The sequence below is a fragment of the Sphingobacteriaceae bacterium GW460-11-11-14-LB5 genome (assembly GCA_002151545.1).
GTDB lineage: Bacteria > Bacteroidota > Bacteroidia > Sphingobacteriales > Sphingobacteriaceae > Pedobacter.
Genome location: CP021237.1, coordinates 2340064 through 2353455, shown reverse-complemented (window position 1 = coordinate 2353455; position 13392 = coordinate 2340064). Strand labels below are relative to the sequence as shown.

The 13392-nt window shown below is 37.9% G+C and carries 10 protein-coding genes; 7 read left to right on the top strand and 3 right to left on the bottom strand.

The window, feature by feature from the left end; translation table 11 throughout:
* Positions 1-46: 46 nt before the first annotated feature.
* The 4 genes from CA265_09495 (at position 47) to CA265_09480 (ending at position 3101) form a co-directional block, all read left to right on the top strand.
* On the top strand, positions 47-289 hold the full coding sequence (locus tag CA265_09495; GenBank protein ARS39871.1) for an antitoxin: 243 nt from the start codon (positions 47-49) through the stop codon (positions 287-289).
* On the top strand, positions 289-585 hold the full coding sequence (locus tag CA265_09490; GenBank protein ID ARS39870.1) for a plasmid stabilization protein: 297 nt from the start codon (positions 289-291) through the stop codon (positions 583-585). The genes CA265_09495 and CA265_09490 overlap by 1 nt, the downstream gene beginning before the upstream one ends.
* Positions 586-637: 52 nt before the next feature.
* Positions 638-1987, top strand: coding sequence for a magnesium transporter (locus CA265_09485; protein ARS39869.1), 1350 nt, complete (start codon positions 638-640; stop codon positions 1985-1987).
* A gap of 112 nt (positions 1988-2099) precedes the next feature.
* The gene (locus tag CA265_09480) at positions 2100-3101 is read left to right on the top strand and encodes a biotin synthase BioB (protein ID ARS39868.1); all 1002 of its coding nucleotides are present in this window, start codon (positions 2100-2102) and stop codon (positions 3099-3101) included.
* Positions 3102-3240: 139 nt separating this feature from the next.
* Here the strand turns inward: CA265_09480 and CA265_09475 are convergent, their stop codons facing one another.
* Complete coding sequence (locus tag CA265_09475; GenBank protein ARS39867.1) at positions 3241-3651, bottom strand: organic hydroperoxide resistance protein; 411 nt, start codon at positions 3649-3651, stop codon at positions 3241-3243.
* Positions 3652-4074: 423 nt separating this feature from the next.
* Here CA265_09475 and CA265_09470 point away from each other — a divergent pair, with 423 nt between their 5' ends.
* Together CA265_09470 and CA265_09465 are read left to right on the top strand one after the other, a co-directional pair.
* A complete protein-coding gene (locus tag CA265_09470; GenBank protein ARS39866.1) occupies positions 4075-6471 on the top strand; it encodes a hypothetical protein in 2397 nt (798 codons plus the stop codon).
* Positions 6471-7469, top strand: coding sequence for a hypothetical protein (locus tag CA265_09465; protein ID ARS39865.1), 999 nt, complete (start codon positions 6471-6473; stop codon positions 7467-7469). Before CA265_09470 ends, CA265_09465 begins: the two co-directional genes overlap by 1 nt.
* Positions 7470-7491: 22 nt before the next feature.
* On the opposite strand, the gene CA265_09460 is transcribed toward CA265_09465, so the two are convergent.
* Positions 7492-9651, bottom strand: a complete 2160-nt coding sequence (locus CA265_09460) for an FUSC family protein (GenBank protein ARS39864.1) — start codon at positions 9649-9651, stop codon at positions 7492-7494.
* Positions 9652-10404: 753 nt separating this feature from the next.
* On the opposite strand from CA265_09460, the gene CA265_09455 reads away from it, so the two are divergent.
* Positions 10405-11757, top strand: coding sequence for a ribonuclease (locus CA265_09455; protein ARS39863.1), 1353 nt, complete (start codon positions 10405-10407; stop codon positions 11755-11757).
* Positions 11758-12029: 272 nt separating this feature from the next.
* Here CA265_09455 and CA265_09450 read toward each other — a convergent pair whose 3' ends face one another.
* Positions 12030-13241: a tetracycline resistance MFS efflux pump gene (locus CA265_09450; GenBank protein ID ARS39862.1), complete on the bottom strand. Its 1212-nt coding sequence runs from the start codon at positions 13239-13241 to the stop codon at positions 12030-12032.
* Positions 13242-13392: the final 151 nt, after the last annotated feature.

Sequence of the window (13392 nt, the reverse complement as noted above, 5' to 3'; positions counted from 1 at the left end):
TGTGTTTGTACCAATTATTGGTATATTTAGAAATAAATAAGTAATCATGGGGCGAAATACATCAATATTATTAGGCGATCATTTCGATAATTTTATCAGTGAAAAAATAGCGTCTGGGAAATTTAATTCTGCCAGTGAGGTAATTAGAACAAGTTTAAGGCTGTTAGAGGAAGAGGAGAAGCAAATTGAACTGTTGCGCGCGGCTTTAAAAATAGGCGAGGAAAGTGGGTTCGTTAAAGATTTCGATCCTGTAAAGCACTTGGAAAAGTTACACCGCAAACATTTATAATGGTTAATTACCGTATTAGTGAAGCTGCGCAGGTAGATTTAGAAGATATTTGGTTATATACGTTTAAAAACTGGTCTAAAGATCAGGCAGATCGATATTACAGTTTATTGCTCGATGAGTGTGAATATCTATCAAACCATTTTGAACATGGAAAGATAATGGATCATATATTAAAGGGATATAGATGTTCATTGGTTAAATCACACTTAATATTCTACAAACTGGGTGAGGATGGTACAGTAGAAATAATTAGGGTTTTGCATCAAATGACTAATATTAAAAGTCACTTATTGTAAAAAATCAATTTTTAATATTTGTAGCTTTAGGGCGTTTTTGGTTAGGTTATAGATGCAGTCATTCGAAATAGATAAAAGCGACGTACTCAAGGTTAAAAATGCAATTTTAGCTGGTGATGAAACTTTAAAAGTAGTTTTAGAGGAATATCATGCCTCAGAAATCGCGATTTTGTTTGAGCGTTTGGATAAATCCGAACAACAGCATATTATCAACCTGCTTCCCGCAGAAATAGCTTCCGAGATTATTTCTGAGATGGATGAAGAATCCCATCCTGAAGATTTACTTTTTCAGCTACACCCCGATAAACGTACCGAGATTGTTGAGGAACTGGATTATGATGATGCGACCGACATTATCTCCCAGTTAGAAGACCACGAACAGAACGAGATTTTAGAAGACCTGACCGAAGATCACGCTTCAGAAATCCGAAACCTTTTAACTTACGACGAAAAAACCGCGGGTGGTTTGATGAACACAGAATTGATCTGTGTAAACATTAACCTCACTAAAAAGGATGCGATTGATGAGATTATCCGCCAAAGCGAAGAAATGGAGGAGTTTTATACCATTTACGTAGTTGATGACGAGGAAATTTTTAAAGGTATAGTTTCGTTAAAAGATATCATTAAAGCCAAACACAATGCCAAGATAACAGAGTTGGTTAAAATAGATGCCGTTTATGTGCACCCTGATACCGATCAGGAAGAAGTGGCCAACCTGATTTCGCAATATAACTTAACCAGTATTCCGGTAATAGATGATCACCAGAAATTGCTGGGTAGGGTAACTTTCGATGATGTGATCGATGTAATGGAGGCCGAAAGTACAGAAGATATCTTGAAAATTTCGGGGGTATCGGAAGATGAGGAATTGAGCGGTAACTGGGTTGAAGCGGTAAAATCGCGTTTACCATGGTTAATCATCAACCTGGGTACGGCTTTTTTAGCATCATCGGTGGTACGTTATTTCGATCCTACTATTAAACTCATCCCTTCTTTAGCCGCTTATATGACCATTATTGCCGGGATGGGTGGAAATGCTGCTACCCAGGCACTTGCGGTAACCGTGAGGCGTATTTCGCTATACGATTTAACAGATAAGCAAGCTTACAGAACCGTTTTGAAAGAGTTTACCGTGGGCTTAATTAACGGTGCAGCTAACGGATTGATTGTATTTATTTTTGCTTTCTTTTTTGACGGAAATCCGATGCTCGGTTTGGTTATCTTCCTGGCTATGACGGGTAATTTGGTAATCGCGGGCATCACAGGGGCAGGTATTCCGCTTATTTTAAAACGGGTAGGTATCGATCCTGCCATTGCATCATCTATAATTATTACTACTTTTACCGATGTTTTTGGTTTCCTATTAATTTTAGGATTGGCCAGTAAACTTTTACTATAATCAGGATTTACTTGATTTTAGGATTTCAAGATTGAATGCTTGCAAAACTAAATTGAGCACCTGTTAATTTAACTAAGACTACATAAATTAAAATCTGTAAAATCTGATCCCGATGCAAAAAACAAGACACGATTGGACAAAAGAAGAAATACACGAAATTTATAATAGACCATTTTTAGATCTGGTTTATGAAGCCGCAACCATTCACAGAGAAAATAAAGATTATAATGAAGTTCAGGTAAGTTCATTAATTTCGATTAAAACCGGTGGCTGTGCTGAAGATTGTAGCTATTGCCCCCAGGCAGCCCGTTACCATACCGATTTAGAAGTGCAACCGCTCATGCAGGTTGGCCAGGTTGTTAGTGCTGCCGTTAAAGCAAAAGAGGGTGGAGCATCACGTTTATGTATGGGAGCTGCATGGCGCGAAGTACGCGATAACCGTGATTTTGACCGAGTGATTGAAATGGTTAAAGCTGTGAATGATATGGATATGGAAGTTTGCTGTACTTTAGGCATGCTAACCGAAAATCAGGCACAACGTTTGGCTGATGCTGGTTTATATGCATATAACCATAACATCGATACTTCTGAAGATGATTACAAACGTATTATTTCGACCAGAACTTACGATGATCGCTTAAATACCATTAAAAATGTGCGTAAAGCTAAATTAACCGTATGTAGTGGTGGTATTATCGGTTTAGGTGAAACGGTAGAAGACCGTGTTTCGATGTTACAGACTTTATCAAACATGGAAAAGCACCCTGAATCAGTTCCGGTTAATGCTTTGGTACCCGTAAAAGGTACTCCTTTAGAAAATCAGCCACGTGTTCCAATCTGGGATATGGTAAGGATGATTGCTACCGCACGTATCGTCATGCCAAATTCGGTGGTACGTTTATCGGCGGGTAGAAATGAAATGAGTACGCTGGAACAAGCTTTTTGCTTTATGGCTGGTGCAAGTTCTATTTTCGCAGGCGATAAATTATTAACGACGCCAAATCCGGCATTTATAGATGATATGGCAATGTTTGAATTGCTGGGCCTGAAAACCCGCGATGCCTTTAAAAATGGCAGACCAGCAAATACAAGGATCGAACAGGAAGCTGTTTAATTAAATATAAAGTAATAAAAAAGTCCCGATTTTGATCGGGACTTTTTTGTTTCTGGTTATTCCTAAGGTCAGATATTTCTATCTCATACAATTTGAAATTTTAGCATTTAGTCATTCAGAGGTTAACACCCGACTTACACTATACCGCAGTAACTCTTACCTCAATATTTCCCTTTGTCGCTTTAGAATAAGGACAAGCCCTATGTGCTTTATCAGCCAAAGCCTGTGCTTCCTCATGCGAAATTCCAGGAATGTGAACATCCAGGTCTGCTGATAGCACAAAGGAGTTTCCATCTTTATTAAACGAAACTAATACTTTCACATTGGCCTCACTAATGTCAACACCCTCACGTTCTGCAACCGAGCCTAGTGCACCTAAATAACAAGGCCCCCATGCTGCAGCAAATAGTTCTTCAGGGTTGGTTGCGCCACCTTGTCCGCCCAGTTCTTTTGGTTTTCTTAAATCAAAATCTAAAATTCCATCGCTCGATTTAATGTGCCCGTCTCTTCCTCCAGTAGCTGTAACTTCAGCTGTATATAGCTTTTCCATAATTTTTTCTTATTTGATTACTCTAACAAACTACACCTGTCTTTGTTTTTAGTCAGCTAAAAGACTGCCTAAACATACCATTAAAGGCGTAAATGGACTTAGTGTAAACATTTAATGCCCATTTCATGTAAAAAATAAGTATTTCATCTGATTTTATGCCTGCATCAAAGTTTAGTAAAAGTATTGTTTTGTAATTTATAAATAGTTACAGGATGATTGTATGTTTCTTATTATCAGCCTGTTGCGTTCTTTGTTTCTTTGATCGATAAAGTATAGTATTTGTAAACACTTTTTTATAACGCAACCGTTTCGTGTAAAAAACCATGACTTTAAGCTGACACTATAACTGTGGATACACTAAAACAATATTTTTACTTCGTAACTATTTAAATCGTCCCAACTTTGATTAGTAGATTGCTTTTGATGCTGATCGTAGTAAGTTTTACCTGGTCAGCCAAATTATGTGCACAATCCTGTCCGGAGAATATTGGATTTGAGAATGGAAATTTTCAGAACTGGAAGATTTATGCGGGTTCAATTGCAATCGAGAATAATCAGAATGTGGTAACCATGAATGAGGTGGCCAAACCAGTTTCCGGAAGGCATACTATTATCAACAACAAAAATTTAACGGATCCGTATGGTGGTTTTCCTTTAATTCCACCTTCAGGAGGAAACTTCTCCGTTAAATTAGGGAATAACGTAACGGGCGGTCAGATTGATGGAATTTCATACCTGATGACAGTCCCGACAGACCGACCAGAATTTACCTTAACCTATCAATATGCGGTGGTACTGGAAGATCCTATACATGAACCCTTTGAGCAACCCCGTTTTATCGCAAGAATAAAAGATGTAGCGAAAAATGAATATATCCCTTGCGCATCTTTCGAATATGTTTCTACCTCATCGCTGCCTGGTTTTAAAAAATCCGCCGATTATGAAGGCGTAATTTACAAAGATTGGTCGCCGGTAACCATAAATTTATCTGGCTATCAGGGCAAACAGCTGTTAATAGAATTTGTGAGTACCGATTGTTCGCGGGGAGCGCATTTTGGTTATGCTTATGTTGATATCAATAATGTTTGCGGAGATCCGATCACAGGAAATACTTACTGTGCGAGTGCCAATGCACTTGATCTTTCAGGGCCAAGCGGTTTTCAGACTTACAACTGGTATAACGAAGACCGATCGGTTAAATACGGTTCAGGTCAATCTATTAGTATAAAACCCAAACCTGTTAATGGTTCCAAGGTAGTGCTGGATTTGGTGCCTTATACAGGTTTTGGCTGCCCAAGCACCATTAGCACCTTAATTCATGGTATAGATTACGAACTTAAAGTTTTAGCAAAGGATGTAGTTTGCCAAAATGCTGAAATTGATCTTTTAAGCGCCAAATACATCTTAAATAAATCCGATGATTTTACCTATCAGGTTTACGAGGACAAAGATTTAACCAAACAGATCAGTGGACCGATAAAAATACTAACGGATAAAACTTTCTACATCAAGGCTGCCAATAATAAAGGTTGTGAAAGTGTAGTTCCCATTCATATTTCGGTATTTAATGCAGCGAATATTACCGTTAAAAATCCTGGTGCGGTTTGTTACACAGAAAGCGTAGATATTACAAAACCCGAATTATACCTTGGTGAATTAAGTGGGATTACGAAGTCTTATTTTAGCGATGAGGCCGCCACAAATTCGATTGCCGATCCACAGCATATTGCTGTATCTGGCCGGTACTTTGTTAAACTTTCCAATGAATTTGGTTGCAGCAAAATTGTTTCAATTGATGTTACCATTAAAGATAAACCTGTTTTAAAAATAAGTAATCCGAAACCTGTATGCATTAGCGCGAAAGTGGATATTACTGCAGCAAATTATTTCTCAGGGAGTGATGTTACCTTTAAATACAGCTTTTATACAGATAAAGAATTAACTCATCTCTTAACAGATCCTAGGCAGGTTGATAAATCTGGTACATATTATGTAAAAGCAACCAATGCGGACGGATGTACGGTGAGTGATCAGATTGAAATCACGATTAGTGACATGCCGGTGCTCCATATCAAAAATCCTGAAACAGCATGTTATCCAGACAAAATAGACATTTCTAATCCAGCGCTTTACGTTGGATCAGGAGATCATTTGAGTTATTCGTATTTCTACGACGAAGCACTAACTAATCAGATCAATTCTCCTAAAGCCATTGCAAAGGCAGGAACTTATTATGTTAAAGCTTCGAATGATGGTGGCTGCTTTACTTCTGGTAAAATAGAGGTAAGCTTCAATACCGCACCAACCATTGTACTCAATAAGCCCAAGGCTGTTTTTGATAATGGATTTGTCGATTTAACGGCAAAAGAAATTACCAAAGGAAGTAGCGAGTTTGTAAAGGCTGGGTATTTCGAAGATGCCAATTTAAAAAGACCTTTACCTGATCCTACAAAAGTGAACAGGGCTGGGATTTATTACATCTCTGTACAGAACGAAAAAGGCTGTACAGCGTCTGCTTCAATCGAAGTGGAGATTTTGCCACAGCCGAAAATCGTTGTTCCAACGGCGTTTACACCACAGAAAGAAACCAATAACCGTTTGTATCCCTTTTTAGTGGGTATTCAGAAGTTAATCAGTTTTAAGGTATACAACAAATGGGGAATTTTAGTTTATCAGAGTGCCGATTTGGCCAATGGAGGCTGGGATGGACAGTTTAAAAGTAAAATGCAGCCGCTGGAAACATTTTCCTGGTTTGCAGAAGGCATTGATATCTTCGGTGGTAAAATTCAATCAAAAGGAAAAACTATACTCATATTATAATGTACAGATCGCTTCTCATTTTATGTTTAAGCCTCACTACAATATGTTGTTGGGCACAAGACCCGAAGTTTTCGCAATACTTCGCTGCACCTTTAAGTCTAAATCCTGCATTTACAGGTTTTTTTGATGGCGATTATAGAATTGCAGCCAATACAAGGCAACAGTGGGGCAACTTAGGCGATCCTTATAATACCTACAGTGTATCTGGCGATGTAAAGCTGGTGGACGACGAAAATTTCATCAACAGCTATTTCAGTTTAGGCTTAAGTGGTTTGTTTGACGAATCTTTAAATAAAGCCTTAAAATCACAATACATCAGTGCCAGTGTTTCATACTATCAATACATGGATGAAGAGCATCGTTTTAAATTTGGTTTAGCCCCACAGCTTTCTTATGTTTCGAAGTATTTAGATTACAATAAACTTACCTTTGCCTCTCAATATAATGGCGGGGGTGGTTTTGATAGTTCGATGCCAAACTACCTCGATTTAAAGAACGATAAAACCTCCTATTTCGATTTAAATATTGGCGCTAATTTCGCGGCTAATTTCGATTATTGGAGTGTGGCTGTAGGTTATGCACAATATCATTTAACAAAACCTCAGGAGGCCATGTTAAGCAACAGCAGCGATGTGGTTTCGGCTCGTAAAACCGTTAATTTAGGTTTGCTTTACCTGCTTAACAATAATGTCGATTTAAATTTTACAGGTGTTTATAATGCACAGAAAAATAACAAGGATGTTATTTTTGGTACTGTTTTAGGTTTAAAGCCCGGCGATGAAACTAAAATGAAACTGAATTTTGGCATGTGGTTTAAATTTAACGAAGCTTCATTTTATCCTTATGTTGGCGTAGCCATGGGTAATATCAGTGCTGGTATTAATTACACGGTTTATGGAAGTAAATTAATGAGTGCTACACCGCGTACCTACGAGCTGTCTTTTATCTATAGGCATAACAATTTTAAAGGCTTTAAAGTGCCTTGTCCTAAGTTTTAATTCTGAAATGCTTTCTCGTTAACTAAAGCTTAATTTTTACCGATAGTTTGTAAATATCGTAAGCTACTTTCTGGATAAGGTCGAATTGCTCCGGAACCAGGTCTTCACCTTTTTTTATGGTTAAACCCGTATCATTTAGCCTGATTAATGGCACATTATCAATGGTACTGGTTCCCTTTTCCAGGTTATCAATAGAAGTATCCAATAAATAATTGGTGTTATTGGCAATAGGTTTTAAGGACTCGAAGCTTTCGAAGATAAATTGATGCTCTTTATTGTAGAGCGAAAGGGTTGCAACATAAGAAGACAATAAATGGCTAAGTGCTGTAAACTGATGCACTTCTTTAATAAACAACTGTTTGCTTTTTGGTTCAGAAAACATTCTTTGAAACAGCGAAGCCAAATTTGCCGTACTTACATACACTTCTTTACGGGCCAGTTTATATTCCGTTCTATTGTAGTTTTTTTCAAAATACAGTTTAATGACCTGGTCATAATAAGCCTTGTTTGCTTTTAGAATGTCAACCATCGCCTCTTTGAGCTTTTCGTGCTCCCATGTCGGAAATAAGGAATAACTTGCCAATAACGCAATGCCAGAGCCTATAAAAGTATCGTAAATCCTTTCACGGGCAAGTGCTATCGATCCCATGCCCAGAAAATCGAATAGAATTAAGATATAGGGCGTCATAAATAACACACTCACGACGTAATTTTTCCTTTGAAAACTATAACAACCTATCATGCAAATCAATAGGATTATAAATAAAGTATTCCGATCGTGGATGTAAGTAATCACACCCATACCAATAAACGCCCCAGCCGTGGTGCCGATTAAACGTTGATAATTACGTTCTTTGGTTAAACTAAATCCAGGTTTCGAAATCACCAGGATGGTGAGTAGAATCCAGTAACTATGTGAAAAATTGAGGATTTGAGCAACTATAAAACCCAGTAACATCACCACGGTAACCCGTAACGAATGCCTGAAGGTAGAAGAGGTGTAGGTTAAATTCTCGGTAAACAGTTTAAAATCGAATTTTTGCCTGGTGATAAATTTCTCTGTATCTACCTCAGCCTGCCTGATGTCTTTGCTGTTTCTGATTTTAAAATAGCTGAAAATGGTTTTAACCCTGGCCAGTATGTTTTCGATATTCACTTCGATGTTTTTCAAAGCAATAATGCCCAGGGTATTGTACTCCTGATTTTGATTATTCTTTTCCAGATCGTTGATTTTGATCTTTAACCTCTCGATCTCAATCAGCAAACGTTTCGAAACAACGGGAGTTCCTCCACTTTTTAAAGCAAAAGCAATATCGTCAAGGGCGTAAGAAATCCGTTTAATGGCCATCTCATAATCTGATAATATCCCTGCTTTATCAAACTGATCATGCAGCTGCTGGTAATTATAATAAGTAGACATGACCTGCTCGAACAGATCGACCATATCTACAAATACGAGTAAAAGGAATCTACCCTCGGGGGTAGAATCTCTCACAATTTCGCGGGTTCTAAACAGTAATTCCCTTACTGCATCCTGTTTTTCGTGGACAGCAACCTGAAGCTGTAACAGATCAGAATAGGTTTTATCGTAATTGTTATTTTGATGGTAAAACTTGGCCTTCTCGCGTAGAAACTCGGCAACCTCTAAAATAGAATCGCTTAACGATTGCTGTACCAAACGGAAGGGACGTAAGCGGTACACAAAATAGCTTAAACCGGTGTACCAAAGGCTACCCGCCAGGATCAGGACAGCATGTAACAATACTTCTTGCCATGGGCGAACATCATCAATACTCAATACCATGATTAGTAAAACTGCGGTACCAACTGATGCTGCCCTGAGACCGTAGATGTAAAACATCGAAAATACAAAACTCGATACCGCCAGTAAAAAGCCAATAAAATAATGGTTCTTGTTGGTTAAACCTGTTATGATGGAAAAGGTAAAGATAAGCGCGGTGGTAATTAGCATCGCATTTCTTCGGTGTACCATAGGCCCCGGACTATCTACCACACTAACACATAAAGCACCTAAAGATAGCGTCATGCCATACTTTAACATGCCAAACTGGGCGAAAATTAAAGAGGGGAGCAGTACACCAATGGTAATGCGGAGACCGTCGGCAAAATACGTACTCAATAAAAAGTCTTGTATATTTCTAATGGGTTGCCTAATCTGCATGTTACAAAAATAACATAATAGCGAAGTTTTTTGTTGCGATTAAAATTAAGTTTTTTGCTTTTTTTTAACTTTTAAGCAGAAAACAGGTAAGGTGTTGATTAACAAAATATTATAAATTGTTTGTAAGTGTATTTTTTAAAATGTTAATAAAGCTGAAGTAAACCTGTAATGCTGCATGAAAACAATGATTTTATGGATTTAATTTGTTGGTAACCAGTGTTTTTAGGTGGATAACTTTGTTTATAAAAACGTTGCTTTTTCTCTTGACAAATTGATGTTTTCGCCCTAAATTAGTTTATATCAAATACGAAGTACTTTGAATTCTGATAAAACGAGCCAAAAGAGATAAGGAACCGAAAGGGAAATTGTTTCGGAGCGTTTACAGGGAAAACGATTAATTTCTGAAAGGGTTAAACCAAGTAAGGATATATATAACCATCGAAAGATTGGACGATAAGAAAATCGCACAGGCCCAAACAGAGATTATGGAAAACTACGAAGTTTACGGACGGGCGAGTTGGAAATAAATTTTCACGAGTCGCAAAAGTTGCAAAACCTAACGATACCGGAAAAATCAAAGTAACAAGAATTAGATGCTTTAAAATACGACTACGGTTGTTTTTAGAGTTAAAACGGGGAACTGAATCGAAAGAAGAAGGACCCCGTTTTTATTTTGCCTAAAATTTAGGTTTTCGATTAAAAAAGAATAGCGAATCCTTCCGCATATTATCCCTAAAATATTAAATTTACCAAATGGCCAAAAAAGGTAAATCAATCTCCAATCCATCAAAAAAGATATTCGTTTTAGATACCTCGGTTATTTTATACGATCATGATGCGATAAATAACTTTCATGAGCACGATGTAGCCATTCCCATTCAGGTTTTAGAAGAGCTCGATAATTTTAAAAGCGGTAACGATACCCGTAACTTTGAGGCCAGAAGTTTTATCCGCCTCATTGATGAAACTTCAAAACAAAAACTGATCAGCGATTGGATTTCGCTAAAAAGTCCCGGCTCAGGAAAATTCAAGGTCGTTTTAAATGAAAAGCCTTTAACCATCAATGCGGAAGAAGTTTACGGCAAAGGTAAAACAGATCACAAAATTTTAAACGCCGCTTTAAGTTTAAAAGAAGAATATCCTGATAAGAGAGTGGTGCTGGTATCGAAGGATATCTGCCTGAGGTTAAAAGCGAAAGCCTTAGATTTAAATGCAGAAGATTACGAAACAGGCAAAATTAAAAATGTAGATGAGCTTTACGCCGGTAAAACAGAACTTATAGATTTTCCGGTTGACATTATTGAGGAAGTCAAAAAACAACCTTTTATAAATGCGAGTGAAGTAGAATTGCCACCTAAAAATGCCAATCACTTTTACATTTTAAAAAACAAGAGAAAAATTGCCAACGTATTTTATAACAATAGTTTAAAAACCATTTCTGCAGTATCTACAGATCCGATATTTAAAATCAAACCTAAAAATATCGAACAGGCATTTGCCATCCACGCACTTTTAGATCCCGAAATTAAATTGGTAAGTATCCAAGGGAATGCCGGTACAGGAAAAACATTATTGGCTTTGGCGAGTGCTTTAGAACAACGTAAAAACTTTAGACAGATTTATGTTACCCGCCCAATTGTTTCGTTAAGTAATAAAGACATCGGTTTTTTGCCAGGCGATGCAAAATCGAAAACTGATCCTTTTATGGCACCCATTTGGGACAATCTGCGTTTTATTAAAGAGCAGTTTATCGGCGACGATAAAATGTCGGAAAAAATTGATGAACTGATAGTAACCGAAAAGATAGCGATTGCACCTTTGGCTTTCATCAGAGGAAGAACCCTCACCAAGATTTTCTTTATTATTGATGAGGCACAGAATTTAACGCCGCATGAGGTGAAAACGATTATTTCGAGGGCAGGTGAGCATACGAAAATTGTTTTTACCGGCGATATTTACCAGATTGATACGCCTTATCTTGATTCGGAAAGTAATGGTTTATCGTATTTGATTGAAAACGCAAAGAATCATCCGCTTTACGCACACATTACTTTGCATAAAGGCGAAAGGAGCGAGTTGGCTAATTTGGCTAACGAGTTATTGTAAATGCTGTACGTTTCCTGCAGATTTAGCAAAAAAGGGCCGCAGATTTAAACGGATTTGATAGCTTTTCGATTAACACATTTACATTTCAATATCTGTCCGATCTGCGTTTTTTATCTTTTTAGATCTGCGGGAAAACCTAGCGTAATGTTCAGCAACGAGGGCGGATATAATTCTCCCGCAAATTTCGCCGAAAGCGCTGATTTGTAATTTTAATCTGCGGTAATCTGTGTGATCAGCGGGAAATTAATAGCCATTATACAATTAACTTATCACTAGTGATATTTTTTCAAACTCCTTAAACAGATAAACAAACCAATTAAAGTTAAAACTGCACTCAATATAAATGGTGCACCTGGGAAATAAACCGGCGCTTTTCCTTCAATAAAATAGGCAAAAATATGGGTCATTACCCAGGGCGCAAATATGGCTGCTAAACTTTGTAATCCCGTTAAAACACCTTGCATTTCGCCTTGCGCATTCGAAGGTACCTGGTTCGAAATCAAGCCCTGCATGGCTGGTCCGCAGATTCCGGCTAAACCATAAGGCAGCATAAAGGCAAACATCATCCAGCCTTTGGTGGCAAAAGCGAAAGCAATGAAACCGATGATGTATAAAATGAGACCAAAATAAACGGCTTTCTTTTCTCCAATTTTGGGCAGGATTACCCTGATTAAACCACCTTGCACGAGGCCCACTACCAGGCCTACAAAACCTAATGAATAACCTACCCACGCGGCATCCCATTTAAATTTTTCCATGGTGTAAAATGTCCAGTTGGATTGAACAGAGTGACTGGCAAAGTATAACAAGAAAAGGGTAGCCATTAGCCCTAACAATGCAGGGTATTTTCCAATGCTGACTAACGAACCAATTGGATTTGCTCTTTTCCAGTCAAAAGCCCTGCGTTTTTCAACAGGTAACGATTCTGGTAATATAAAATAACCATATAGCCAGTTAACTAATGATAAACCTGCTGCAATCATAAATGGAACCCGGGTACCAAAATGGCTAAAAGCACCACCTAAAACTGGTCCTAAAATAAATCCGACACCAAAAGCTGCGCCAACCAAACCAAAATTCTGTGCTCTTTTCTCTGGAGGGGAAACATCTGCAATGTAGGCTTGTGCAGTTGTAAAACTAGCACCTGTAATACCGGCAATAATCCGCCCTACAAATAACCAAACAATGGAAGGAGCGAAGGCTAAAAAGATATAATCAATACCAAGGCCAAATAAAGAGCTTAACAATACGGGTCTGCGGCCATACCGATCACTCATTGCACCTATAATTGGCGAAAAAATAAATTGTACCGATGCATAGGCTAGTGTGAGCCAGCCACCATATTCTGCGGCTAAACCGAAGCCGCCTCCGGTAAAATCCTGTATAAGTTTAGGTAAAACCGGAATGATTAGCCCAAATCCTGTAAAATCGATCAGGAGGGTAACCATAATAAAACTCATTGCAGATTTCTTTCCGTTTGCCATTATATGTAATTTGAAACGCAAAAGTATCAGAATTACTTAATATTGTAAATTTTAGTTCTCTACAAACCTGTCAGGCTTTAAAAAACATTCCATTACAATTGTTATGGATAGGGTTTTGGAAAGCAGTTGCTGCATTTTATAGGTAAATGTA

Coding starts and splice junctions, on each gene's coding strand:
- CA265_09485 (ARS39869.1), top strand. CDS start 638: ATGCAGTCATTCGAAATAGATAAAAGCGACGTACTCAAGGTTAAAAAT.
- CA265_09465 (ARS39865.1), top strand. CDS start 6,471: ATGTACAGATCGCTTCTCATTTTATGTTTAAGCCTCACTACAATATGT.
- CA265_09450 (ARS39862.1), bottom strand. CDS start 13,241: ATGGCAAACGGAAAGAAATCTGCAATGAGTTTTATTATGGTTACCCTC.
- CA265_09475 (ARS39867.1), bottom strand. CDS start 3,651: ATGGAAAAGCTATATACAGCTGAAGTTACAGCTACTGGAGGAAGAGAC.
- CA265_09470 (ARS39866.1), top strand. CDS start 4,075: ATGCTGATCGTAGTAAGTTTTACCTGGTCAGCCAAATTATGTGCACAA.
- CA265_09455 (ARS39863.1), top strand. CDS start 10,405: ATGGCCAAAAAAGGTAAATCAATCTCCAATCCATCAAAAAAGATATTC.
- CA265_09460 (ARS39864.1), bottom strand. CDS start 9,651: ATGCAGATTAGGCAACCCATTAGAAATATACAAGACTTTTTATTGAGT.
- CA265_09495 (ARS39871.1), top strand. CDS start 47: ATGGGGCGAAATACATCAATATTATTAGGCGATCATTTCGATAATTTT.
- CA265_09490 (ARS39870.1), top strand. CDS start 289: ATGGTTAATTACCGTATTAGTGAAGCTGCGCAGGTAGATTTAGAAGAT.
- CA265_09480 (ARS39868.1), top strand. CDS start 2,100: ATGCAAAAAACAAGACACGATTGGACAAAAGAAGAAATACACGAAATT.